Below are 24,572 nucleotides of genomic sequence, written 5' to 3'. Positions count from 1 at the left end.
GAAAGAGTGGAAGATGCCGCCACGTGAGTGGACCATGGCCAAGGCGCAGTTCGCCCTCATCTTCGGCGAGCGCTTCATCAGGGCCATGGCGGCGTAATGTTCAACCGCCCGCCCACACACGGAAATCCTGACAGTCCCCATTCGACTTCGCTCAGGAGAGCCTTGTCATCCGGGCCGCAAAGCCCCGGTATCCGTTCGGGCCTGATGGAAAAGAAAGGGGCGATCCTACTCTAACCCGGTCCCTTAACGGCCGGCCGTTTTGCGATCCGTCCCCTTCCGCCCGTTCCGGGGTGGCCACCCCGGAACGGGCATCCCATCCTGACCCGAACGGACCGCAAAGTCATAAGACAAGCGTGATGACGTCACTTTTACCCGTTCGTGCTGAGTAGAGACCGAGTAGCCACGCAAGCGGCGTATCGAGGGCTCGTATCGAAGCACCGTTGGTACGCGAGTCGATACGCCCTCTCGATACGCTGCTGCGCAGCTACTCGATGGCTACTCAGGACGAACGGCGTGGGTCAGGCTCATTTCATCATACTCTAATACCTGTATCGAGGGACAGTGAGTCTCACCTGTCCTTCGAGACGCCGCTTCGACTTCGCTCAGCGGCTCCTCAGGACGAACGGATGTAAGTCAATCCAACGTCGTCACGCTCTAAAAAGCGCCGACATCGCGCTCCGGTTGAAACTCTAATAAAAGCCTTCGCTTTCATCCTTGGCAACCGATGTAAGCCGATCGTTCAAAGGCACGATGAGCCGGCCTTCATGCGAGAACGTCTGCGTTCCTCCCCGTTGCGGCACTTCCACTAGCCGACCCCTTGAGCGCACGCTTCATCGCTTCTTCGATCTCTCGCTGGATCGGACCCTGCTGTTCCTTTGGAAGAGCATCGAACTGCTCTTGCGTGAGGCCATGGCTCTTCAGGATTCGTTCCCGCATGCGGTCGATCGGGCTCTTCTTGGCTTCCTTGAGAAAGGCCTTCACCACCTCATCGGCCTTCGAAGGTGGATCAGGGTCGAGAGACGATCTGCCTGGCGCCGACGCCTTGGCTGGAATGAACGCCATTGCGCCCGCATCGCCGATTCTCATGGTGCCTCCGATGTCCGTCGCCCATCCCATCATAGGACGGAACGGCCGGTCATCGGGCGTGCTGCTCCAGGGAAAAGCCTCTCGCAACCGATCATGCCGCGTGCGTGAGGCCCGAGTTCAGGCCATCGTGCTGAGCAGATGGTCGGCCGAACTCACCTTGAACTCGCCAGGCCCTTCGACGTTGAGCGCGGTGACCACGCCATCGTCGACGATCATCGAATAGCGCTGGCTGCGCGTCCCCATGCCGAAGCGCGAACTGTCTGTCGTCAATCCCAGCGCTTCGGCAAATTCGGCGTTTCCATCGGCCAGCATGGTGATCGCGCCGGCATCGCTGGCTTTCGACCACGCGCCAAGTACGAAGGCGTCGTTGACCGAGGTGCAGGCGATCTCGTCCACGCCCTTTGCCTTCAGCTCGGCTTCCTTCTCGACAAAGCCGGGCAGATGGCGCTGCGAACAAGTGGGGGTGAAGGCGCCGGGCACGGCGAACAGCGCGACCTTTCGGCCGGCGAAGAACGCCTCGCTATCGACCTGGTCGGGGCCTTCGGGCGTCACCTTGATGAGGGTCGCTTTGGGAAGCCGGTCACCGATGCCGATGGTCATGCGAATCTCCTTGTGGCGGCCCGCAGCGGGCGGCGCGCGACCCATTTGGCCTATTGTAGCGCCAGATCAAGCGTTGGCGGTGACGTTGGCGGTGGGGGCACGTGCTCCTATGTTGGTACGCCATGGACAGTCCCTACCTAACCGGCAGCTTCCTGCTCGCGATGCCAGGCATGCACGATCCGCGTTTCGCGCGCGCGGTGATCGCGATGTGCGCGCATGATGCGGGCGGTGCGCTGGGCATCGGCATCGGTGCGACGGTGCGCGGGCTGGGGCTGCACGATCTGTTCGATCAGTTCGGCATCGCGCATGGGAGCGCGCCGAACGCACCGGTGCATTTCGGCGGGCCGGTGGAGCCGCGACGCGGCTTCGTGCTGCATTCGGACGACTGGGGCGGGCAGGATACGCTGGACGTCGCCGGCCGCTGGTCGCTCTCCGGAACGATCGACGTGCTGCGTGCGATCGCCGAGGGGAGAGGCCCGAGCCGGTGGGTGGTCGCGCTGGGCTATGCCGGATGGGACGCAGGGCAGCTGGACGGTGAAATGGCGCAATACGGGTGGGTGCCGGTGAAGGCGGACACCGGCTTGCTTTACGACACCCCAGCCGAAGCGCGCTGGGCGGCGGCGTTTGCGGGAGAGGGGATCGATCCTCGGCTGATGGGGATCGAGGGGGGCACGGCGTGACGGCCTGGAAGTCGTCTGTGAGACATAAAGATATCTTTATATTTGATCCGGGCGTGCCGGGCCGCTAAGGGCCGTGCATCCCAATCTGCTTTCCAGGAGAATTCGCGTGGCCACTGCACTTGCCGCCGAGACCGTCGATTATGTCGTGAAGGACATCTCGCTTGCCGCTTTCGGGCGCAAGGAGATCGAGATTGCCGAGACCGAGATGCCCGGCCTGATGAGCTTGCGCACCGAATTCGGCCCGTCGCAGCCGCTCAAAGGCGCGCGGATCACCGGATCGCTGCACATGACGATCCAGACCGCGGTGCTGATCGAAACGCTGACCGCGCTCGGCGCCGACGTGCGTTGGGCGACCTGCAACATCTTCTCGACGCAGGACCATGCCGCCGCCGCGATCGCCGCGACCGGCGTGCCGGTGTTCGCGGTGAAGGGCGAGAGCCTGGCCGATTATTGGGATTATGTCGGCGACATCTTCAACTGGGGTGCAGGCACCACCGGTGAGACCGCCAACATCATCCTCGATGATGGCGGCGACGCGACGATGTTCGCGCTGTGGGGCGCCAAGCTTGAGGCGGGCCATTCGCTCGGCGAGCCGGAGAACGACGAAGAGGTCGAGTTCCAGCGCGCGCTGAAGGCGTATATCGCCAAATATCCGGGATACCTGACCGAGACGGTCAAGAACCTGAAGGGCGTCAGCGAAGAAACCACCACCGGCGTCCACCGGCTGTACGAGATCGCCAAGAAGGGCGAGCTGCCGTTCCCGGCGATCAACGTCAACGACAGCGTCACTAAGTCGAAGTTCGACAACCTGTACGGCTGCAAGGAATCTTTGGTCGACGCGATCCGTCGCGCCACCGACGTGATGCTCGCGGGCAAGGTCGCCTGCGTCGCCGGCTTCGGTGACGTGGGCAAGGGCTCGGCGCAGTCGCTGCGCAACGGCGGCGCGCGCGTGATGGTGACCGAAGTCGATCCGATCTGCGCGTTGCAGGCGGCGATGGAGGGCTTCGAGGTCGTGACGATGGACGAGGCGGTCGAGCGCGCGGACATCTTCTGCACCGCGACCGGCAATGCCGACGTCATCACCGCGGATCACATGAAGGCGATGAAGCCGATGTCGATCGTCTGCAACATCGGTCACTTCGACAGCGAGATCCAGATCGCGGCGCTCAGCAATTACGAGTGGGACGAAGTGAAGCCGGGCACCGACCTGGTGAAGTTCCCCGACGGCAAGCAGATCATCATCCTGGCCAAGGGCCGCCTGGTGAACCTGGGCTGCGCGACCGGCCATCCGTCGTTCGTGATGTCGGCCAGCTTCACCAACCAGACGCTCGCGCAGATCGAGCTGTGGACGAAGGGCGACGAATACAAGAACGAAGTTTACGTCCTGCCCAAGCATCTCGACGAAAAGGTCGCGGCGCTGCACCTGGAAAAGCTCGGCGTGAAGCTGTCGAAGCTGACCCCGAAGCAGGCGGGCTATATCGGCGTGCCGGTCGAAGGGCCGTTCAAGCCGGATCACTACCGCTACTGATCGTCCAGGCGCAGGGGTTCGGATGCGACGAAGGGGGGTGTGGCGATGCCACGCCCCCTTTTTGCGTGGCGCGCTTTCGCCTAGACGTGGGTGCAATGTTCAGTTGCTTGCCCCGTTCACCCCATAGATGACCGAGATCGGCACGGGCGCGCTTGCGATCGCGGGCGCCATCGTTTTTCTGCTGCTGATCGCAGGGGGAGCGATGCTGTTCTTGGGGCTGCGCGCGCGCGGTGAGGCGGCGGCGGCGGTGGCGGACAATGCGCGGTTGCGCGCGATGCTCCGTTCGGCGCCGGCGCTGGCGATGGTCGTGCGCGCCGATGGGCGGGTCGAAATGCCGCAGCGAATGGCCGACTGGCTGGGAATGGCCTCTCCACCCAGGCTGCTGGCAGACGTCGCGGGGGACGGGAGCGGGCTGGAACCGCTCGTCGCGCAGGCGCTGATCGGCGACGTGCAGGCCGCGCAGCGTGCGGGACGCGGCTTCGTCCGGGCGGTGCGGCCGCGCGGATCGCGGCGCGCGATCACGCTCAGGGGCAATCGCGCTTTGGCCGAGGTTGGCGCGACCGGCACTGTCGTGGTCTGGGCGTTCGATGCCACCGACAGCGAGGCGGAGATCGCGCGGCTGGGCGCCGAGACGGCGCGGCTCAGCGCGGCGTTCGAGGCGCTGACCGGGCTGATCGAGGCGGCGCCGTTGCCGATGTGGTATCGTGGCCCTGACCTGCGGCTCGCGATGGTCAATTCGGCGTATGTCGAGGCCGTAGAGGGACGCGACTCGGGCGATGTCGTGGCGCGGGGGCTGGAGCTGATCGAGGGATCGGGGCGCGGCGGGCCATTGGCGGGCGCAGCGGCGGCGCGTGATTCCGCCAAGCCGCATGAGGCGGTGCTGCCGGTCACCATCGCAGGCGCCAGGCGATCGTTCCGGCTGTTCGACGTGCCGTTGCCCAACGGCGGCGTCGCGGGGTTCGCGATCGACATCGACGAACTGGAACAGGCGCGCAGCCGCACCCGGCGGTTCGAGGATGCGCAGCGCGCGATGCTCGATCGACTGTCGGCCGGCGTGGCGCAATTCGGCGGCGACCGCGCGCTGGTGTTCTGCAACCAGCCGTTTCGGCGGATGTTTGCGATGCGGGCCGAATGGCTGGCGGATCGCCCGGCGTTCGAGCGCGTGCTGGAACGGATGCGCGAGGCCAATCGACTGCCCGAAGTGCGCGACTTTCCGGGGTGGAAGGCGGAACGTCGGGACTGGTTCGTCCAGACCGACTTCTCGGGGCACGACAGCGCGGTCGAGGAGACCTGGCATCTGCCGGACGGCGCGCACATCCGCGTGGTGGCGCAGCCGCTGCCGGACGGCGGGCTGCTGCTGATCTTCGAGGATCGCACCGAGCAGGTCCAGCTCGCCAGCGCGCGCGACACGCTGTTGCGGGTGCGCACCGCGACGTTCGACAATCTGTTCGAGGCGCTGGGCGTCTTTGCCGCCGACGGACGCCTCCAGCTGTGGAACAACCGGTTTCGTGGACTGTGGCGGTTCGAGGAGGAATTCCTGGCAGGGCATCCGCGGGTCGATGCGCTGGCCGAGGCGATCGCGCCGCAGCTGGCGATTCCGGCGCGCAGCGTGCTGATCCCCGAAATGATCCGCTCCGCCACGCTCGATCGCCAGCAGCGCGGCGGGCGCGTGGCGTTGGCCGACGGACGCCATTTCGAATTCGCCGCGGTGCCGTTGCCGGACGGCAACGCGCTGTTCACGATGCTCGACATCACCGACAGCAGGCGCGCGGAAGAGGCGCTGCGCGGACGCGCGGAAGCGCTGGAGGCGTCGGACAAGGTCAAGACCCAGTTCGTGGCGAACATGTCCTATGAACTGCGCACGCCGCTGACCTCTATCGGCGGATTCGCGGAGATGCTGCATGCGGGATTTGCGGGTAGGCTGACCCCGCAGGCGGACGGCTATGTCGAGGCGATCCTGGAATCGGTCGAGCGGCTGGGGTTGTTGATCGACGACGTCCTCGACCTGACGCAGAGCGCCGGCGACGAGCGCGCGCTGGAACGCGAGGACGTGGAACTCAGCAGCATCGCGCGGGCGGCGGCGGAGACGCTGATGCCGATCGCCAAGCGGCGGCGGCTGGATTTCGCGATCGAACTGGCGCGATCGAGCGGACGGATCAGCGGCGATGCGCGACGGCTGCGCGAAATCATCGAACATATCCTGCGTCACGCGATCAGCGCGACGCCCGAGGGCGGACGGGTGCTGCTGCATACCGACGGCACTGCAACGGGCGCCCGGATCGTGGTGTCGGACGATGGCGATGGCATGGAGTCGGATGCGGTGACGCATGCGTTCGACCGGTTCGCCGAACCCGGCATCCAGCCCGGCGGCGAGCGCGCGCTGGGGCTTGGCCTGCCACTCGCCAAACAGTTCGTCGAGGCGCACGGGGGCACGATCACCCTGGTCTCCGAGCCGGGAACGGGCACGCTGGTGACGATCGAATTGCCGCGGCGATGAGGAATTGGGTTCTGGCCGATGCGCCAGCGACGGAGGCATTCGGCCGGCGTTTGGCAGGGGCTGTAAAGCCCGGCGATGTCATCACCTTGTCGGGGGAGCTCGGCGCAGGCAAGACCAGTCTGGCGCGCGGGTTGCTCGCGGCGCTGGGGCTGGCGGGGGAGGCGCCATCGCCGAGTTTCGCGATCGTTCAGCCCTATGCGCCGCCCGAGGTTCGCCTGCCGGTGCTGCACGTCGATCTGTATCGCATAGAAGATGTGCGCGAGATCGACGAACTGGGGCTGGACGAGGCACGGGCGGATTCGGTGCTTCTCGTCGAATGGCCCGAGCGAGCGGGTGTGGATTACTGGCCCGATGCGCTGGCGCTGGCCCTCGAGGTCGAGGCGGATGGCGGGCGGCGCTTGACAGCGCGGGTGCCGGAGGGTTGGAGGCCGCGATGGCAGATGTGATCCCGCCGCCGATGTCCCCGCCGGAGGCGGCAGCCGGTTTCCTGTCCGCGAACGGCTGGGGTGGCGCGGACATCGCCCCGCTGGCCGGGGATGCCTCGTTTCGGCGCTACTTTCGCGTGACCCAGGTCTCGCGGGCCGCGGTGCTGATGGACGCGCCGCCGCCGCACGAAGACCCGCAGCCGTTCATCGACGTCGCACACTGGCTGAGCGCGAACGGTTTCCCTGCGCCCGCCATCCATGCCGCCGATGCCGCGGCGGGATTGGTGCTGCTGGAGGATTTCGGGGATGCGCGGTTGCGTGAGGCGATCGACGCCGACCCGGCGGCGGAGGCGGATCATTATGCGCCTGCGATCGACCTGCTGGTCGAACTGGGGCGCAAACCGGCAGGGCCGTGGGCGCCATATGACGCGACGGTGATGTTGCGGGAGGCGGCCTTGTTCGTCGACTGGTATTGTCCGGCGCTTGGGATCGCGGTCGATCGCGAGGGGTGGGACGCCGCGTGGCGCGCGGTGCTCGACCTGGCGGCTACGGCGACGCCGGTGACGGTGCTGCGCGACTATCATGCCGAGAATCTGATGCTCGTCGGGCCGGATCGGCGATTGGGGCTGCTCGACTTCCAGGACGCGCTGGCGGGGCATCCCGCTTATGATCTCGTGTCGCTGCTCCAGGATGCGCGGCGCACCGTCGATCCGGCGGTGGAAGCGGCGATGATCGAGCGATACCAAGCCGCGACCGGTGCCGAGGAGGCGTTTCTGGCCGCCTATCACGTGCTCGGCGCGCAGCGGAATGCCAAGATCATCGGCATCTTCACCCGGCTGTGGAAGCGGGACGGCAAGCTACGCTACCCGACATTGTGCCCGCGGGTCTGGACCTATCTGGCGCGCGATCTGGCGCAACCGGTACTGGCGCCGGTCGCCGAATGGTTCGACGCCAACGTACCGCCCGGGTTGCGCGGCGATCCGCATCTGCTCGGCGCATGACGCGACAGCTGACGATCCGCCCCGATCCCGGTGGGGTCGTGCCACACACGGCGATGGTGATGGCGGCAGGGCTGGGCAAACGCATGCGACCGCTGACCGCGACGCGGCCAAAACCGCTGGTGGTGGTGGCCGGCAAGCCGCTGATCGACCACGTGCTGGACCGGCTGCGGTCGGCAGGGGTAGCGCGCGCGGTGGTGAACGTCCATTATCTGGCCGACGCGCTGGAGGCGCATCTGGCGCGGCAGCCGGCCGGGCTGGACATCCTGATCTCCGATGAGCGGGCGCAGTTGCTGGAAACCGGCGGCGGGCTGGTCCGCGCCAGGCCGATGCTGGGCGATGATCCGATCGTCGTGGTCAACAGCGACAATCTTTGGATCGACGGCCCGGTCGATACGATCCGGCTGCTGGCGTCGCGCTTCGATCCGGCGACGATGGACGCCCTGCTGCTGATGGTGCCGTTGGCGCGTGCGCACAACCACCGGGCGCGTGGCGATTTCCACTTGGACGGGCAGGGATTGATAACCGGTCGGCAGCGCCGCGGGCGGATGGCGCCGTTCGTCTATACGGGGGTGCAGATCATCAACCCGGCGATCATCACCGACGCGCCGGAGGGTCCGTTTTCGACGAACCTGTTCTGGAACCGGGCGATCGAAGCCGGGCGCGCTTATGGTCAGGTTCACCAGGGATTGTGGTTCGACGTCGGCTCGCCCGCCGCCATACCCGCGACCGAGGCTATCCTGGCAGATGGCTGAGGGCCGCCGCCCCGCTGTGCATACGATCCCGGCGCATCGCAGTTTCGCGGACGCGCTCGTCGCGGGGCTGATGCGGCGAGCGGGTGGCGAGCCGCTCGCCTTGGCACGCGGGCTGGTGCTGTTGCCCAACAATCGCGGCGTGCGTGCGGTGACGGACGCGTTTGTGCGCGCGAGTGGGGGTGCCCTTCTGCTGCCGCGGCTCGTCGCGCTGGGCGACCCTGCGCTGGACGAGGCGGTCGGCGCGGCAATCGACCGGATTGACGATCCGGCGCCGCCACCGCCCGCGGTTGCGCCTCTCCAGCGCCGTATGATCCTCGCGCGGCTAGTGGCCGAGGCGCGACCAGCGGACGCGAGGGTCGATGCCGCCGAAGCGGTGCGGCTGGCGGGGGAAGTGGCGCGGACGCTCGATCAGCTGCTGGTCGAAGGCGTGTCGCCGCGCGCGCTGCACGATCTCGACATGGCGCCTGAACTGTCCGAGCACTGGGCGAGCGCGCTGGAGACGTTTGCGGTCGTGCTCGATCGCTGGCCCGCCGAATTGGAGCGGATCGGCCGGGTCGATGCCGCGACACGGCGGATCATGCTGCTCGACCGACTGTCGGCGCGGTGGCGCGAGGTGCCGCCGCAGGGGTTTGTGTGTGCGGCAGGCGTGAGCGACGCGGCGCCGGCGGTGGCCAGGCTGCTGCGGTGCGTCGCCGAATTGCCGCAGGGGATGACGGTGTTCGCCGGCCTCGACCTGGAAATGCCCAAGGAGGAATGGGACGCGCTGGGACCGGAGAAAGTCGCCGGCCGGACGCGATCCATCGAGACTCACCCGCAGTTCCAGCTGAAGCAAATGCTCGATCGGATGGACCTTGGCCGCGACGAGGTGACGCCCTGGCGTGATGCAGGCGGGGTCGATGCGGATGCCGCGCGGGGCCGGGCGATCGCCAACGCGATGGCGCCAGCGGCCTTTACCGGGCGGTGGACCGATCTGGCCGCGGCCGACCGGCGGCTTTCCGGGGTGGCCGCCGTGGAATTGGCGACGCCGGCGGAAGAGGCGCAAGCGATTGCGCTGGCGCTGCGCGAGGTGCTGGAGACACAGGGGCGGACGGCCGCGCTGGTGACCCCGGATCGTGGCCTTGCCCGGCGGGTGGCGGCGCATTGCGGGCGATGGGGCATCGAGATCGACGACAGCGCGGGGCGTGCCCTGTCGATCCTGCCGCCGGGAACGCTGCTCCTGGAACTTGCCGAGGCGGCGGCGCAGCGTTTCGCACCCGCTGCATTGCTGGCCGTGCTAAAGCATCCGCTGGTGCGCAGCGGCGAGGCGCGCCTCGCGTGGCTGGACGGTGCGCGCGCGCTCGACCTGCGCCTGCGCGGGCCGCGGCCGGCCCCGGGGCTGGAAGCGGTAAGCGTGATGCTCGGGGAAGGGCGCGCGGCGGATTGGTGGGGCGAGGCGGCGGGTCTGCTCGCGCCGGTCGAGCGCGCCTTCGCCGGCGGTGCTCAACCGCTGGCCGAACTGATCGCGTGCCTGCGCGAGGCGGCGGACGCATTGTGCGGCGACGCGCTGTGGGCCGGGCCCGCGGGGCGCGCGGCGGCGGAGTTGCTGGCCGACCTGGAAGTACAGGCGGCGGTCGGTCCGCCGCTGGTCGACCCGCAGGTGGTGCCGGCGCTGTTGCGAACCTTGCTCGACGAGGCCGTGGTGCGGCCGGCGCAGGGTGGGCATCCCAGGCTGGCGATATACGGGTTGATCGAGGCCAGGTTGCAGCGTGCCGATCTGATGATCCTGGGCGGGCTGAACGAGGGCGTGTGGCCGGGCAATCCGGCGCCCGACCCGTGGCTGGCGCCGCGTATTCGCACCGAACTGGCGCTCCCCGGTCTGGAGCGGCGGATCGGGGTGGCAGCGCATGATTTCGCGCAAGGGCTGGGCGCGCCGCAGGTTCTGCTCACGCGGGCGCGGCGCGATGCCAAGTCGCCGACGCTGGCATCGCGTTTCTGGCTGCGGCTGGCGGCCATGGCTGGCGATCGGTTCGCGCATGCCGATGCGCTGGCCGGGTGGGTCAGGGCGCTGGACGACCCGGGGGTCCATGCACCGGCCGAGCGGCCCGGGCCGATGCCGCCTCCGGAATTGCGCCCTCGTGCGATTTCGGTGACCGAGGTCGACCGGTTGAAGGCCGATCCTTATGCCTTTTACGCGCGGCGCATCCTGCGGCTGATGCCGCTCGACGGCGTCGATGCCGATCCGACGGCGGCGCAGCGCGGAACGGCGGTCCACGACATATTGGAGCGCTGGTGCAAGGAGGACGGGTGCCGGGTCGATGCGCTGCGGCAGCGCGCGATCGCCATGCTGGCGGACGAACGCATGCACCCGATGATGCGCGCCTTGTGGCAGCCGCGCCTGCTGGAGGCGATCGACTGGATCGCGCGGCAGATCGCGATCAACGAGGCCGAGGGACGGACGGTGGCGAGCGCGGAGGGCAAGGGCGGGATCGACATTGCGGGCGTGGCGCTGTCCGGACGCTACGATCGGATCGACCGGCTGGCGGATGGCGGCATCGGCATCGTCGACTACAAGACCGGCAAGCCGCCATCGGCCGCCGCGGTGCGGGCGGGGTTCTCCCAGCAACTGGGGCTGCTCGGGCTGATTGCGGAGCGCGGCGGATTTGCGGACGTTTCGGGCACGGCAAGGGCGTTCGAATATTGGTCGCTGGGCAAGGGCAAGGACGGGTTCGGCTATGTCGCGACGCCGGTCGACGAGCATGGCAAGCGCGACCGGATCCCGACGAGCGAGTTCGCGGGGATCGCGGCGGCGAATTTCGTCGAGGCCGCCGGAAAGTGGCTGACGGGCACCGACGCGTTCACCGCCAAACTGGTGCCCGAATATGCGCCTTATGCCGAATATGACCAGCTGATGCGGCGCGACGAATGGTATGGGCGTGAGTAGCCTGCCGCGTCTCCTGGGTGCGCAGGCGGCGGCGAGCAGCCCCGACGCGCATGTGTGGCTGTCGGCCTCGGCGGGAACGGGCAAGACGCAGGTGCTGGCGGCGCGCGTGTTTCGCCTGTTGCTGCGCGGGGTCGATCCCGCCGCGATCCTGTGCCTGACCTTCACCAAGGCCGGGGCCGCCGAAATGGCGCAGCGGATCGGAGCGCGACTCGCCGCATGGGTGCGGATGCCGGCGAAGGATCTGGTGCGCGACCTGGACGCGCTGGGCGAGCGCGTGACGCCGGCGATGCAGGACCGGGCGCGGACTCTGTTCGCCGCGGTGCTGGATGCGCCGGGCGGGGGCGTGCGCATCCAGACCATCCACGGCTTCTGCCAGTCGCTGCTCGCCGCCTTTCCGGTCGAGGCGGGGCTGACCCCGGGCTTTCGGCCGTTGGAGGCGCGCGAGGAGGCGGCGCTGGCGCGCGAGGCCCTGGCGGGGATGCTGGCGGATGCGGAAGCGCAGGGGCGCGAGGCGCCGATCGCGGCGATCGGGCGGCTGAGCATGCGGCTGGGGGAAGGGGGCGCCGAGCAGTTCCTGATGGAATGCGCGCGCAACCTGAGGGGGCTGGAGGCGCTGCCGAGCGGCATCGCGCCGTGGCTCCGCCGCGCGCTCGACCTGCCTGCGGGGGACATCGCCGAAGCCCTGGAAGCGGGTTGCGATCTGCTCGATCACGATGCGATCGCGCGGCTGGCGGCGGCGAATACGGCCTGGGGGACTGCCACGGGGCAGGGGCATGCGGCGACCTTGCAGGCGTGGCTGGCCGCGGCGCCGGGCGAGCGTGCGGCCACGCTGGCCGACCTTGCCGGCGTGGTACTGACCGGCAAGGGCGAGCCGCGCAAGGCGTCGAAGAAGCTGGTCGATGCCGAGGCTGAGTATCAGGAGCTTGCCGCAGAACTGGGGGGCGAATGTGCGGCGCTGCTGTCGCTGATCGAGCGGGGGGCCTATGCCGATCTGCTCGCCGAGGCGCTGGACGTCGGGCGAGACTATGCGCGGGCGTATGCGACCGCCAAGCGCCGGGTCGGCGGGGTCGATTTCGATGATCTGATCGCGACGGCGGTGGCGCTGCTCAAGCGGCCGGGGATCGGCGAATGGGTGCGCTACAAGCTCGACCAGACGACCGAGCATGTGCTGATCGACGAGGCGCAGGACACCAATGTCGCGCAGTGGACGATCGTGCGCGCGCTGGCGGACGAGTTCTTCGTCGGCCGCGGCATCTATGCGCCGCGGACGCGGACCCTGTTCACGGTGGGCGATCACAAACAGGCGATCTTCGGATTCCAGGGCACCGATCCGACCAACTTCGCGGCGGCGGAGCGGTATTTCGGACTACGTGCCGAAGAGGTGAAGGGCGACCACGACTGGCCCGAGGAGGATCGCGGGCTGCCGATGGCGCAGCTGTCGCTGACCCAATCGTTCCGGTCGACCGCGCCGGTGCTGGAATTCGTCGATGCCGCGATTCTCGCGATCGGCGAGCCGGGGCTGGGTATCGCCGCCGCGGTGGAGCGGCATGCCAGCGAGGTGCGCGGACCCGGCAGCGTGATGCTGTGGCCGCCCGTCTCGGCGGGAGGATCGGAGGAGGATGAGGAGGGCTGGATCGACGATGCGGTCCGCGAACTCGCGGTGCGGATCGCGCGGACGCTGAAAGACTGGCTTGCCGAGGGGCGTATGCTGGCATCCAAGGGGCGGCCGATGCGGCCCGAGGACGTGATGATCCTGGTCAAGCGGCGAGGCGATCTGGCCTCGTTGATCGTGGCGCGGCTGTATGCCGAAGGCGTGCCGGTGGCGGGAGTCGACCGGCTGCGGCTGAACGCGCCGCTGGCGGTGCAGGACTTGCTGGCGGCGATCCGCTTCGTCTTGCAGCCGGGTGACGATTTGAGCTTGGCGTCGTTGCTGGTGTCGCCGTTGATCGGATGGACGCAGGATGAACTGATGCGTGCCGCGCCGCGGGCTTCGGGGACGTTGTGGCGGCACCTGACCGACACGCAGAAAGCGGAACGACTGGCGCCGCTGCGCATGATGCTGGCGCGCGCCGATTTCGCGACGCCCTATCGCTTCCTGGAGGATCTGCTTTCCGGGCCGTTCGATGGGCGGCGCAAGCTGATCCGCCGGCTGGGGGCGGAGGCACGTGATCCGATCGAGGAACTGCTCAACGCCGCGCTGGATTTCGAGACCGCGACCACGCCTTCGCTCCAGCGCTTCCTCGACTGGTTCGACCGAGGCGATGTCGATATCGTCCGGGATGCGGCGGCGCCGCTCGACGCGGTGCGGGTAATGACCGCGCACGGCGCCAAGGGATTGCAGGCGCCGGTGGTGATCCTGGCCGATGCGTGCGTCGATCCGACACAGGCGCTGCGATCGATCCTGCGCTGGAAACCCGACGCCGATGCCGAGCCGGTGCCGGTGATCCGCCCGCGCGCGTCCGAGCGCGGCGGGCCGCTCGATGCGGTCGTCGAGGCGGCGGAAGCGCGCGAACTGGCCGAGCATTGGCGGCTGTTCTATGTCGCTGCGACCCGCGCCGAGGAGCAATTGGTGATTGCCGGGTCGCTGGGGCCGCGGGCGCAAGGCGTGCCGCCCGAGGCGAGTTGGTATGCTGCGGCGGATCGCGCATTCGCTGCGGTTGGCGTACCCGCGGCCGAGGGCGAGCGGGTGTTCGCCGGGAGTGCGCCGCAATCGCCGGTCCGCGCAACCGCGCTTACCAAGGCCGTGGCGCCTCCGCCCCAGCCTGTGCCGGGATGGGCACGGCAGGCCGCACCGGTGGAGGCGCGACCTTCACGGCCACTGGCGCCGTCAGCGCTGGGTGAGGATGAGGTCGCCGACCCGCCGCCGACCGCCGCCATGCGCGCAGCCGCCGAGCGTGGGCGATTGCAGCATGCGCTGTTCGAACGTCTGCCCGCGGTGCCGATTGCGGAGCGCGCGGGTGTCGCCGATCGCTGGCTGACGCATGCCGGCGGCGTAGCGGACGCCAACGAGCGGGCTGCGATCGTCGAGCGTGTGTGCGCCATCCTGACCGATGCGCGCTTCGCCGGTCTCTTCGCGCCGGGTGCCTTGGCGGAGGCGCCGGTAACTGCGGTCATAGGCGACGGCATCGTCGTATCGGGCACGGTGGATCGGCTGGTCGTCGAGGCCGACCGGGTTCGAATCGTCGATTTCAAGACCGGGCGGCAGGTGCCGGCCGATGCTGCAGCGGTGCCGGTCTATCACCTGCGCCAGATGGCAGCCTATGCCGCTGCGCTTTCGGTGGTCTTTCCGGGCAGGTCGATCGAGGCGGCATTGCTCTATACCGCAGGGCCGTCGCTCATCGAACTGCCGACCGACGTGCTTGCGCCCTACAAGCCCGGCTTGGGCAACGGGGAGCAAAGGTTGGCCGACGTTGGTTGAGCACGGCTACACCCCACCCTAGATGGTGGGCAACCAAGGAGAATTCGCGATGGCGACGAAGACGATCACCGACACCAGCTTTCAGGCCGATGTGCTCGATTCGGACAAGCCCGTGCTCGTCGATTTCTGGGCGGAATGGTGTGGGCCGTGCAAGATGATCGGGCCGAGCCTGGAGGAATTGTCGGAGGAGTTGGGCGAAGAGGTGACGATCGCCAAGCTGAACATCGACGACAACCCCGACGCGCCAGGCAGATATGGCGTGCGCGGTATCCCGACGATGATCCTGTTCAAGGCCGGCGCCCCCGCCGCGACGAAGGTCGGCGCGGCGCCCAAGGGGCAGATCAAGGGCTGGTTGCAGGGCGAACTATAGCCGCCTCTCGGAGAACAACCCGCGGCTCCGGTGTCGGCCGGGGCCGCGGGTCATGCTCAGGGCGCTGGAGCCGTGGCCAGGCGGCCGACCAGCAATGACTGCGTGCCTGACATCGTCTCTCCCATCGCGGCCGAAAACTTCGCCGGGTCGAGGCGAACGGTATATTGCTCGACCTTGTACGAACTGGTGCCGGTCAGCCCGCCGATGACGTTGCCGATCGTCGTGTCGATCTTCTTGCCGGTGGACATGGTGTCATCGACCGAGACGATCGGGTCGATGGCGGGAACGATCGGCGACGTCAGCTGGAACGAAACGCGGGTGTTGGCGGACTTCGCCATCTGGCTCGCGGGTGCCATGATCCACATCTGGGTGTCGAGCGGCTCGATCGTGATCGCGGCCTTGTGACGGACGCTGACGAACCCGTCCATCTTGAACGCGTCGGCATCGACGAACACCACCTTCAGGCGCATCCCGACGACGGCAGCGTCCAGTTCGGACAGCGCGTAAATCTCGGCCATGGCGTTGCCCATCTGGGAGAAGCCGCCGAGTGCGCCACCCAGCCTGCCGAAACCCTTGGCCTGCCCATTGCCGGCATTCTCTACCCGACGAAGTACACGCCCATCCCCGTCGGCGCATAGAACATGGACTTGCCTCCGCCGGCCATGCCCTTTTCAATTGGCGTCTGCTGATAGGCCGCTTCGATCTTCGCGTAATTCTTGCTGCGTGGAAGCGCGTCCTTGCGGTCGATGACCTCGATACCGCGCGCCTTGAAGGACGTGACCAGGTTTGCATAAAGCGAGTCGGCCAGCGCCTGCATGGCTGCCTGATCCACACCGTCGATCGTGTAGGTCACGCTCACGTTGTTCTTCATCTTGGACATGAAGCCCTTCGAACTCGCGTCCTTGCCGCCCTTGCTCTGCACCTCGATCTGGAAATAGGGGATCACCACCCGCTTCACGCGAGAAAAGTCCCCTTCGCGGATTGCTGCACCAAAGTTCGCGATTGTGCGATCGTCGCCGCGCCAGCGTATTGGACGGGCTTGCCGATCTTGACCTTCGACGCGGCATCAGGCCGATGTATCGTGAACGCTTGCAGCCGCTGCGATGCACAAAGCGACGGCGATCTTCGAAAAACGCTGCATGTTTGTTGTCCCCCGTAAATGGCTCTCGCACGCGCTCACCAGCGCCACACGAAGGGGGTAAGCAATCGACACGTATGCGCCTAGCGCAGGCGCTCTATCGCCTGGGCCAGCGCCACGTACAATTTGCCCATATCCGAGGACAGCAACGTCACTCCCAAAGGAGAGCCGTCGCGCTGAGCCAGGATAGTGCGCAACATGGCTTCGAAATCGTGGATGTAGCGGTTCACCATCTCGCGGAAGCGGCTGTCGTCATCATACAGGCGGACGATATCGCGTACCTCGCTGGCATCCAGGATGCGCACCGCCCGACGCGTGAAGACGCCGCGATCGCCCTTGAGATACGCGGCCCAGGCGCTGTCGGAGATTTCGGGAGCCACCGCTTTGGTAATGTCGATCGACGCCGAATTGAGCGTTTCGATGAGCAGGGACACGCGTCGCGCAAAGGTGTCCCGATCATTTTCTTCCCGATCGGCCCGCGCGTCTTCTATCCTGGTTTCCACGATTGCGGTTTGATCCGCAATCGCCTGAACCTGGGTCGCCAAGCGCTCGCCGGCGCGGCTGGCGGCGTCGACGGCAAGCGTGGTGGCGTCGACGATTGCGCGGATATGGCGCTCCACAGTATCCGTGGTCGCGCGACGCATCGCATCGATGCTGGCGGATTCCAGTGCATTGGCCGCTTCGGGAATGACCGTGGCCATGGTTTCGCGCGCGCGATCGGCCGCCATCGCAGCGGTGTCGCGAACCCGCAGGAGAGCATCCACCAGCCGAGGCGCGGCTTCCTCTGCGAAGCGGTGGGCACGCGCGACCGTATCGTCGACCGTCTGGCCGAGCGCGTCGGCCTTGGCCCGGCTGGTCGTCAGCGTATCGAGCAGCGTCCCCGAGAGGTGATCGAGGGCACGGCGTTGCTCGCCGATGACGCCTGCGATCGCCTCGACCGCGTCATGCGTATTTTCCGCCGCAGCGACCAGCGACAGCAATTCGGGCTTGGCCTGGGTTATGACCTTCTTGCTTCGCGTGACGCGATCGTCGAGGCGGGCCAGCGCATCGGGGAGGGTTTCGTCGATCTCCCGCGCAGCGGCATCGAGCGCGATCAGCAACGACTCGGTCGTGCCGATCGTCCGGTTCGCCATCGTTTCGCCCGCGCGCAACGCCTCCGTCATGGCCTCGGCCGATCCGCCGAGCGCGCTGATGGAGGCGGCGAGCAGTTGCGACCGATCGACACCCTGATGGTATAGCGCGTCCAGCTGCGTATCGACGCGCGCCAGGCCGGTTTCGAGGGAACCGACGATAGCGTCACCGGCCTCGCGCTGGAGGTCCAGGCGCACGGTCACCTGCTCGATCGCGTGATCGACCGTCGCGATCCGCCGGGCGAGCGCATCGGCGCTGGCGTGCGCGGCCTGATCGAGCGCGGCCTGGTTCGCACCGATCATCGCGAGCATCGCATCGCCCTGCGCGGCTATCCCCTTGCGCGATTCATCCACCGCATCGGCAGTGCGGCCGAGCAGCGCATCGACGGCGCTGGACATGCCGGCGGTGACTGCTTCCAGACGGGTTCCTGCGGTCTCGCTGGTGGCTTCCATGCGGGTGATATGCGCGGCGAGCCGCTGCGCCGCACCGCCGGCGACAAGATCCGCCTCCCGCCCGCGCTCCGCAAGCGCGACCAAGGCTGCTTCGAGCGCCCCCGCGTGTTCGCTTGCCGACAGACCGGTGCGTTCGAGCAGTTTGGCGGCGGTCTCCACCTCGGCCTGCGCACGCGGTAGCGAAGCGAGGAGAACCGCCAGGCTCGCCTGCGCGGTTGTGGACGATTCGGCCAGGCCGCGGGCGTGCGCGTCGATCCGTGAGACTTCGGCGGTGACATTCTGGCCGAGATTGGCGAGGCGATCGTTCGCGGCGTCGCCCATCGTCGTGAGCGAAAGAACCTGATCGGCCAGATGCGCACGATTCGCGTCGAGCGCCTGGCCGAGGGCGGCGACCGTGCGTTCCAGTGCGGCAGCCTCGGCGCGCATCGCACGTGCGGAGGTGCCGAATCGCTGCGCCTCGGCACGGCTCGTGCGGTTGGCGAGCAGCCAGACGATGCCAATCAGCGCGGGGACCACGCACAAGGCCGCCACGAACTGCGCGAGGTCGACTGGCGCCAGCGTGGCAAGCGAATCGCGCGCATACCACAGCATGCCGGCAAGCCATGCGATCACCACCAGGCAGGCAATCGCAAACGGCCAGGGGCTTGGCGGGTCAACATCGAAGGGTTCGGCGGAGAGCGACCAAGGCGCGTAGGCGTCATGCTGGCCCGGTGCCGCAGCATCCGCCTGAGCCGCTTCGCTGCGGATGCCGATGATCGAAGAACCCCCGTTCATGGGAGCGCGTTTACCATCTTTCCGGGCCACGCAAAGCGAATACGGATACGCCGCGTTAAGCCCTGCGGTCCTAACCCGTGACATGGCCTATGATCCCGGAGCGATCGACGCGGCGCTGTCCGCCGCGGTCGGCGAGGATGCCGCACTGATCGCAGAATTGCGCACGGCGTTGGCCGAAAGCGTCGCGCGTGCGCTGCTGTCGATGCGACAGGCGAGGGACGAGGAGGCATGGCGCACCGCCGCCGGCCGGTTGCGCGGACTGGCTGCGAGTTTTGGGGCGGTCAGGCTCATGGCGCTGGCCGCGTCGGCGTGCGATGGCGCGGCGGGCGATGCCGAGATGCTGCGCAAGCTGGAGCGGGCCGCGGCTCGGCTTTAGGGCGATCTTTCAAACGATCGACCAGTCCGGCCTACGCTGGATTGAGGCTTTAACGCATTACGTCGATGAAGCGCATCGTATCGGCCACCGCCTTCGCGGGCCGGAAAATCCGCCGTCCCCATGAACTGCGTACACTGGTGGAAGGCATCGTCGTAGATCGCCCGATTGCCCAGTCCACCTTGTTCCGATCCGAGATTTCACGACCGAAATGCCCGTATTGCATTGCTTGCACCCGGCGACCCGTCTGCCGCGCCACGGCCTGTCGACCTTGCATCCGGCGTCGTCGCGGGTACAGGCGAGGCAATGCTGGCCGGCCTCCTCTTTGCGATCCACGATGCCGACGACCAGCCCGACCGGCTGGCTGCGACGCTGCCGTTCGGCGGGCTGACGCTCATCGAATATCAGGCGCGGCTGCTGATCGCGGCGGGGGCGGCGCAGATCATCCTGATCGTCGCGCGGGCGACGCCCGAACTGCTGGGCGCGATCAGCCGCATCGGACGCCGTGGGGTGGCGGTGGATGCGGTGCGATCGGCCGCGGAAGCGGCGGAGAAAATCCATCCGCTGGCGCGGGTTCTGATGATCGCCGACGGGCTGGTAACCACCGAAGGAATCGTCGCCGGTCTGGCGCAGGAAGGTGGCGACGCCCTGCTGGTCGTGCCCGAAACCGACGCCCCGACCGGGTTCGAACGGGTGGGAGGGCAGATGGCGTGGGCCGGGGTCGCCCGGCTGGAGCCCGGCAGAATTGCCGAAGTCGCCCGTCTGCCGCGCGATTACGATGTCCAGTCGACCTTGATCCGCGTCGCGGCGCAGGCGCGCGCGGCGCATGTCGAACTGCCGGTGACTGCGCTGCGCGACGGGCACGGCATCGAACATCATGCCGGATCGCTGGACCGCCGCAGCCGTACCGTCCTCGCCGCGTCCGTGGCGGGGCGGCGCGGATGGTTTGACCGCTATGTGCTGGCGCCGGTGGCGCGCTGGACGCTGCCGCTGCTGGTGTATCGCAAAGTGCCGGGTGAGGGTGTTGCAGCGGCGGGCGCGATCCTGGGGGGGCTTGGGCTGTTCGGCATCGCATCCGGGTTCGCGGCAACCGGCCTTATCGCGGTGCTGCTGGCGACGATGACGCTGGCGCTGGGCGCCACGCTGGGCGACTTGCGCGATCAGCCGCGGCTGGTGTTGGCCGAGCGGATCGCGGCTGTGGCGATGCCGCTGATCGCGATCCTGCTGTTTGGCTGGGCGGTGCGGGCCGCAACCGAGGATGGGGCGCCGCTGGCGAGCGCGATAACCCTCGCGGTGCTGGCGGGGCTGGGCGAGCGCGCCATTCCCTCGGCGACGCGACGAAGCTGGTGGGGTAGCCCCTCGGCCCACCTCGTCGTCGTGACGGTGTCGGCGATGCTCGGTGTGCCGATGCTGGGGCTGGCGGTCGCCAGCATCTATGCAGCGGTGACGCTGGCCGATGCGATCGAGAAGCTGCGGCAACAGCCTTAGTGCGCTCTTAACGACGCGGCGGCTATGGCGCGGCGATGTCGGTCCGTTCCCATGACCCCCAGCCCGCGCAAGCGGCAACCCGGCGCGCCACCCAGGCATGGGAACGTGCGGATGCACGTTTGGCCGGGGCGATCGACGATTTGTTTCTGCCCGACGATTCCCGGCTCGACGACCGTGTCCGCGCGCGGGTGACGCATATCCTTTCTGCCATGGTCGCTGGAATCGAGATCGACCTGCGACGGCATGCCGCCCGAGTGCTGGCCGGCACCGGCGACACGGCCCGGGCGGAAGCGCTGCTCGAACACGGGGATGTGTTCGCCCGGCTGGCGCGAGCGGGATTACTTCGCGACGTGGATTTGCTGGACGAGATCCTGGCCCGGGTGCGCATGGACCTGATCGCCGAGGCGCTGCCGGTTACTCTGGTCGCGCGGGATGCCCCTAGCCTGCTGATCCGGCTGACCGAGGTGCCCGACGGCCTGGTAGCCAGGACGGCATCGGCGCTGCTCGTGGCGCAGAACCGGCGACAGGCCGCGAACGATGCAGGCAGCGCCGAGCCGAGCGCGCTGCCCGCGGACGTCCAGCACCGGCTGGTGTGGCGGGTCGCCGCGGCGTTGCGCGGTGGCGATGACGCCGAGGTGGATCGCGCGATCGCCCAGGCGGCGATGCGCAGCCTTGCGGCGTATGACGAGGACGATCGGCCCGAGGGGGGCGCCATGCGGCTTGCAAGGGCGGTCGACGCGCGGCCGGCCGAACTTGCGCCGCTGCTGCTGGAGGCGCTGGGTGACCGCAGCCTGACGCTGTTCGCGGCGATCCTGGCGCATGCGCTCGCGATGGATCACGACCAGCTGCGCGCGATGGTGGTCGAGCCGGAGGGCGAACGATTGTGGCTGGCGTTGCGGGCGGTGTCGCTGGACCGGGAAACGATCGCACGGATTGCCCTGGCATTGTCCGAGGCCGATCCGCGAAGGGACATCGAAGCGTTCGCCGATAGACTTGACGCGATCGCGGCGGTGCCGGCGGAGGCGGCGCGTGCCGCGCTGGCGCCGTTCGCGCTCGACCGCGACTTCCGCGCCGCCATGGCCGTGCTCGCGCGATCGGAGCGGCGATGAACGCATCGGAGTCCATCGCCCGTGGCGGCGTGGCGCATGCCGTCGTCGATGCCGATGGGCGGTTGGTTACCGCCGATCCGGCGATCGCTGCCTTGAACCTGCGTGCCGGAGGAGTCGTTGGAGCGGCTCTGGCAGTTCCCACGCTGGCGACCGTGGCGCGGCTTGCGCGCCGCTTGGGGATTGTCGTGTCGCGGGGCGTAATCGTCGCCGATGTCGATACCGACCTGCAATTGTGGGTGCGGGCACAACCTGAAGGGCAGACCGTGCGGCTGTCGGTCAGCGGCTGGCAGGAACGGATGCCCGTCCGCCTGCCGCGCGGCGAACGTGCGGAGGCGGATTTCGTCACCGCAGGCGCGGAGTGGCGATGGGAGACGGATGCCGCCTTGCGCCTGACCTTCGTTTCGATCGAGGCGGGCGCGCGATACGGGTTCGACGCGCTGGCCATGTTGGGGCAGCCGCTCACCCTGCTGTTCGTGCTGGGCGACGACACCGAAGGCGGCTTGCCGATCCTCGATGCCCTGGCGCGGCGGCGCGCGTTCGAGGCGCAGCCTGCGAGAGTGCGCGGATCGGGCAAGGCGATGTTGCTGTCCGCAAGCGTCCGTCGGGACGAGCGACGCGAATTCGCGGGGTTCATCGGCGGGGCCGCGGTCGCTCCGCCGACGCGGGATGTCGCCCTGCCGCTATCAGAGGAATTTACGAGCGGTCTCGACCGTGCGCTGCGCCGTCCCCTGGGGCGGATCATCGGCCATGCCGACAGCATCGCAGCGCAAGCCGATGGCCCGATCGAACCCACCTATGCCGATTATGCCGCCGATATTGCGAGTGCAGGGCGGCATCTGCTCGGGTTGGTCGACGATCTCGTTGATATGCAGGCGATCGAGCGGCCGGATTTTGCGCCGCCGGCGGAGCGGGTCGATCTCGCCGACGTCGCCCGGCGTGCGGTGGGGCTGTTGCGGGTCCGGGCAACCGATTCCGGCGTGACGATCGTGGCACCGGAACCCGAAGTAGCATTATTTGCGATCGGCGATTTCCGACGATCGCTGCAGATCCTGGTCAACCTTCTTGGCAATGCGGTGCGATACGCGCCGCGGGGTACGATGGTGACGGTTGCGGTGCGACCCGCTGGCGCGTTCGTCGAGGCGATCGTGATCGACACCGGCAAAGGCATAGCCCCTGCCGATCAGACGCGCGTCTTCGAGAAGTTCGGGCGGGTCGATGCCAGCGAACCGGGCGGCAATGGCCTGGGGCTGTATATTTCCCGGCGGCTGGCGCGGGCGATGGGTGGCGACCTGATCGTGGAAAGCGCGCCGGGCGACGGCGCGCGCTTCACCCTGTCGCTACCGTCCGCGCGGGCGGCCGACGCGACGGGCGACCAGGATCAGCAATAGCCCGACCACGGCGAGCGCCGCACCGCGATCCGCCCAGGGTCGCTGATCCAGCATGAAGCTGGACGCGGGCCAGTGGATGTAACCGAGACCCTGCCCGATCCACAGCAGCCCCATCAGCGTGGCGAGAATGCCGAGAACGAGCAGGACGTTGCGCAGCATCATCGCTGATCCGCGGGCACGTACGACCGCTGGGTCGGGCCGGTGTAGAGCTGGCGCGGGCGGCCGATCTTCTGGTCGGGATCGGTTATCATCTCGTTCCACTGCGCGACCCAGCCGACGGTGCGGGCGAGCGCGAAAAGAACCGTGAACATCGATGTCGGAAAACCGATCGCCGACAGGATCACGCCCGAATAGAAATCGACGTTCGGGAACAGCTTCTTCTCGACGAAATAGGGATCGTTGAGTGCGATCTCTTCAAGCTGCAACGCCACGTCGAACAGCGGATCGGTAACCTTCAGCTCGGTGAAAACCTCGCGCACCGTCTTCTGCATCACGGTCGCGCGCGGATCGTAGTTCTTATAGACCCGGTGTCCGAAGCCCATGAGGCGGAACGGGTCGTTCTTGTCCTTGGCGCGCGCGATGAATTCGGGGATGCGATCGGGCGTGCCGATCTGGCGCAGCATGTTGAGCGCGGCTTCGTTCGCGCCGCCGTGCGCCGGCCCCCAGAGGCAGGCGATTCCTGCAGCGATGCAGGCGAACGGATTGGCGCCCGACGAGCCCGCCAGGCGGACCGTCGAGGTCGAGGCATTCTGTTCGTGATCGGCGTGGAGGATGAAGATGCGGTCCATCGCGCGCTCGATCACCGGGTTCACGACATAGGGTTCTGCCGGCACGCCAAAGGTCATGCGCAGGAAGTTGCCGGTGTAGCTGAGCGAATTGTCGGGATAGAGAAAGGGTTGGCCGACGCTGTACTTGTACGCCATCGCCGCAATCGTCGGCATCTTGGCGAGCAGTCGGTGTGAGGCGATCACGCGCTGCGCGGGATCGTGGATGTCGGTCGAATCGTGGTAGAAGGCGCTGAGTGCGCCGACGACGCCGCACAGGATGGCCATCGGATGCGCGTCGCGACGAAAGCCGCGAAAGAAGGTTGCCAGCTGTTCGTGAACCATCGTGTGGCGGGTGATGGTGGTCGAGAATGTCTCCAGTTCGGCCTTGGTCGGCAGTTCGCCGTTCAGCAGCAGGTACGACACTTCCATGAAGCTCGACTGTTCGGCGAGTTCGCCGATCGGGTAGCCGCGGTGGAGCAGCACGCCCTCATCACCGTCGATATAGGTCAGCGCCGACTGGCAACTCGCGGTCGATGTGAAGCCGGGATCGTAGGTGAAGGAATCGGTTTGCGCGTAGAGCTTGCGAATATCTATGACATCCGGGCCGATCGTCCCCGACATGACCGGGTAGTCAAAATCCCTGGTCCCGATCGAGAATTTGGCGGCTTCGGTCAT

At 67.7% G+C, this 24,572-nt stretch carries 20 protein-coding genes; 13 read left to right on the top strand and 7 right to left on the bottom strand.

Going from position 1 to position 24,572, the window contains the following annotated elements; all coding sequences use genetic code 11:
* Window positions 1-762: 762 nt before the first annotated feature.
* Window positions 763-1,086, bottom strand: a complete 324-nt coding sequence (locus VF643_RS12380) for a hypothetical protein (protein ID WP_331043696.1) — start codon at window positions 1,084-1,086, stop codon at window positions 763-765.
* Between the two features lie 117 nt (window positions 1,087-1,203).
* Complete coding sequence (locus VF643_RS12375; RefSeq protein WP_331043695.1) at window positions 1,204-1,686, bottom strand: peroxiredoxin; 483 nt, start codon at window positions 1,684-1,686, stop codon at window positions 1,204-1,206.
* 122 nt (window positions 1,687-1,808) lie between these two features.
* Here VF643_RS12375 and VF643_RS12370 point away from each other — a divergent pair, with 122 nt between their 5' ends.
* The 9 genes from VF643_RS12370 to trxA all read left to right on the top strand — a co-directional run bounded on the left by VF643_RS12370 (window position 1,809) and on the right by trxA (window position 15,277).
* Window positions 1,809-2,366 carry a YqgE/AlgH family protein gene (locus tag VF643_RS12370; protein WP_331043694.1) on the top strand — a complete coding sequence of 186 codons (558 nt, stop codon included), beginning with the start codon at window positions 1,809-1,811 and terminating at the stop codon, window positions 2,364-2,366.
* A gap of 106 nt (window positions 2,367-2,472) precedes the next feature.
* Window positions 2,473-3,894, top strand: coding sequence for an adenosylhomocysteinase (ahcY, locus tag VF643_RS12365; RefSeq protein ID WP_331043693.1), 1,422 nt, complete (start codon window positions 2,473-2,475; stop codon window positions 3,892-3,894).
* Between the two features lie 127 nt (window positions 3,895-4,021).
* Window positions 4,022-6,391 carry a PAS domain-containing sensor histidine kinase gene (locus VF643_RS12360; RefSeq protein WP_331043692.1) on the top strand — a complete coding sequence of 790 codons (2,370 nt, stop codon included), beginning with the start codon at window positions 4,022-4,024 and terminating at the stop codon, window positions 6,389-6,391.
* Window positions 6,388-6,837: a tRNA (adenosine(37)-N6)-threonylcarbamoyltransferase complex ATPase subunit type 1 TsaE gene (tsaE, locus tag VF643_RS12355; protein ID WP_331043691.1), complete on the top strand. Its 450-nt coding sequence runs from the start codon at window positions 6,388-6,390 to the stop codon at window positions 6,835-6,837. The genes VF643_RS12360 and tsaE overlap by 4 nt, the downstream gene beginning before the upstream one ends.
* Before the next feature lie 11 nt (window positions 6,838-6,848).
* Window positions 6,849-7,817, top strand: coding sequence for an aminoglycoside phosphotransferase family protein (locus VF643_RS12350; protein ID WP_331043698.1), 969 nt, complete (start codon window positions 6,849-6,851; stop codon window positions 7,815-7,817).
* Complete coding sequence (locus VF643_RS12345; protein WP_331043690.1) at window positions 7,814-8,569, top strand: nucleotidyltransferase family protein; 756 nt, start codon at window positions 7,814-7,816, stop codon at window positions 8,567-8,569. The genes VF643_RS12350 and VF643_RS12345 overlap by 4 nt, the downstream gene beginning before the upstream one ends.
* Window positions 8,562-11,489: a double-strand break repair protein AddB gene (addB, locus tag VF643_RS12340; protein ID WP_331043689.1), complete on the top strand. Its 2,928-nt coding sequence runs from the start codon at window positions 8,562-8,564 to the stop codon at window positions 11,487-11,489. The genes VF643_RS12345 and addB overlap by 8 nt, the downstream gene beginning before the upstream one ends.
* The gene (gene addA / locus VF643_RS12335; protein WP_414713855.1) at window positions 11,476-14,907 is read left to right on the top strand and encodes a double-strand break repair helicase AddA; all 3,432 of its coding nucleotides are present in this window, start codon (window positions 11,476-11,478) and stop codon (window positions 14,905-14,907) included. The genes addB and addA overlap by 14 nt, the downstream gene beginning before the upstream one ends.
* Before the next feature lie 49 nt (window positions 14,908-14,956).
* On the top strand, window positions 14,957-15,277 hold the full coding sequence (gene trxA / locus VF643_RS12330; protein ID WP_331043687.1) for a thioredoxin: 321 nt from the start codon (window positions 14,957-14,959) through the stop codon (window positions 15,275-15,277).
* A gap of 56 nt (window positions 15,278-15,333) precedes the next feature.
* Here the strand turns inward: trxA and VF643_RS12325 are convergent, their stop codons facing one another.
* The 3 genes from VF643_RS12325 to VF643_RS12315 all read right to left on the bottom strand — a co-directional run bounded on the left by VF643_RS12325 (window position 15,334) and on the right by VF643_RS12315 (window position 18,772).
* Complete coding sequence (locus VF643_RS12325) at window positions 15,334-15,795, bottom strand: hypothetical protein (RefSeq protein WP_331043686.1); 462 nt, start codon at window positions 15,793-15,795, stop codon at window positions 15,334-15,336.
* 80 nt (window positions 15,796-15,875) lie between these two features.
* Complete coding sequence (locus VF643_RS12320) at window positions 15,876-16,235, bottom strand: hypothetical protein (protein ID WP_331043685.1); 360 nt, start codon at window positions 16,233-16,235, stop codon at window positions 15,876-15,878.
* A gap of 263 nt (window positions 16,236-16,498) precedes the next feature.
* Window positions 16,499-18,772 carry a hypothetical protein gene (locus VF643_RS12315; RefSeq protein WP_331043684.1) on the bottom strand — a complete coding sequence of 758 codons (2,274 nt, stop codon included), beginning with the start codon at window positions 18,770-18,772 and terminating at the stop codon, window positions 16,499-16,501.
* A gap of 82 nt (window positions 18,773-18,854) precedes the next feature.
* On the opposite strand from VF643_RS12315, the gene VF643_RS12310 reads away from it, so the two are divergent.
* The 4 genes from VF643_RS12310 (at window position 18,855) to VF643_RS12295 (ending at window position 23,130) form a co-directional block, all read left to right on the top strand.
* Window positions 18,855-19,148: an Hpt domain-containing protein gene (locus VF643_RS12310; protein WP_331043683.1), complete on the top strand. Its 294-nt coding sequence runs from the start codon at window positions 18,855-18,857 to the stop codon at window positions 19,146-19,148.
* A 303-nt stretch (window positions 19,149-19,451) separates the two neighbouring features.
* Entirely contained in the window at window positions 19,452-20,633 is a 1,182-nt protein-coding gene (locus tag VF643_RS12305; protein WP_331043682.1) for a hypothetical protein, read from the top strand.
* Window positions 20,634-20,668: 35 nt separating this feature from the next.
* Window positions 20,669-21,742 carry a hypothetical protein gene (locus tag VF643_RS12300; RefSeq protein WP_331043681.1) on the top strand — a complete coding sequence of 358 codons (1,074 nt, stop codon included), beginning with the start codon at window positions 20,669-20,671 and terminating at the stop codon, window positions 21,740-21,742.
* The gene (locus VF643_RS12295) at window positions 21,739-23,130 is read left to right on the top strand and encodes a HAMP domain-containing sensor histidine kinase (RefSeq protein ID WP_331043680.1); all 1,392 of its coding nucleotides are present in this window, start codon (window positions 21,739-21,741) and stop codon (window positions 23,128-23,130) included. Before VF643_RS12300 ends, VF643_RS12295 begins: the two co-directional genes overlap by 4 nt.
* On the opposite strand, the gene VF643_RS12290 is transcribed toward VF643_RS12295, so the two are convergent.
* Together VF643_RS12290 and VF643_RS12285 are read right to left on the bottom strand one after the other, a co-directional pair.
* The gene (locus VF643_RS12290; protein ID WP_331043679.1) at window positions 23,080-23,292 is read right to left on the bottom strand and encodes a hypothetical protein; all 213 of its coding nucleotides are present in this window, start codon (window positions 23,290-23,292) and stop codon (window positions 23,080-23,082) included. The genes VF643_RS12295 and VF643_RS12290 overlap by 51 nt on opposite strands.
* Window positions 23,289-24,572, bottom strand: a complete 1,284-nt coding sequence (locus VF643_RS12285; protein ID WP_331043678.1) for a citrate synthase — start codon at window positions 24,570-24,572, stop codon at window positions 23,289-23,291. The genes VF643_RS12290 and VF643_RS12285 overlap by 4 nt, the downstream gene beginning before the upstream one ends.

It is taken from the genome of Sphingomonas sp. (genome assembly GCF_036387595.1).
Lineage (GTDB): Bacteria > Pseudomonadota > Alphaproteobacteria > Sphingomonadales > Sphingomonadaceae > Sphingomonas.
This window is presented reverse-complemented; position numbering and strand designations above follow the sequence as displayed.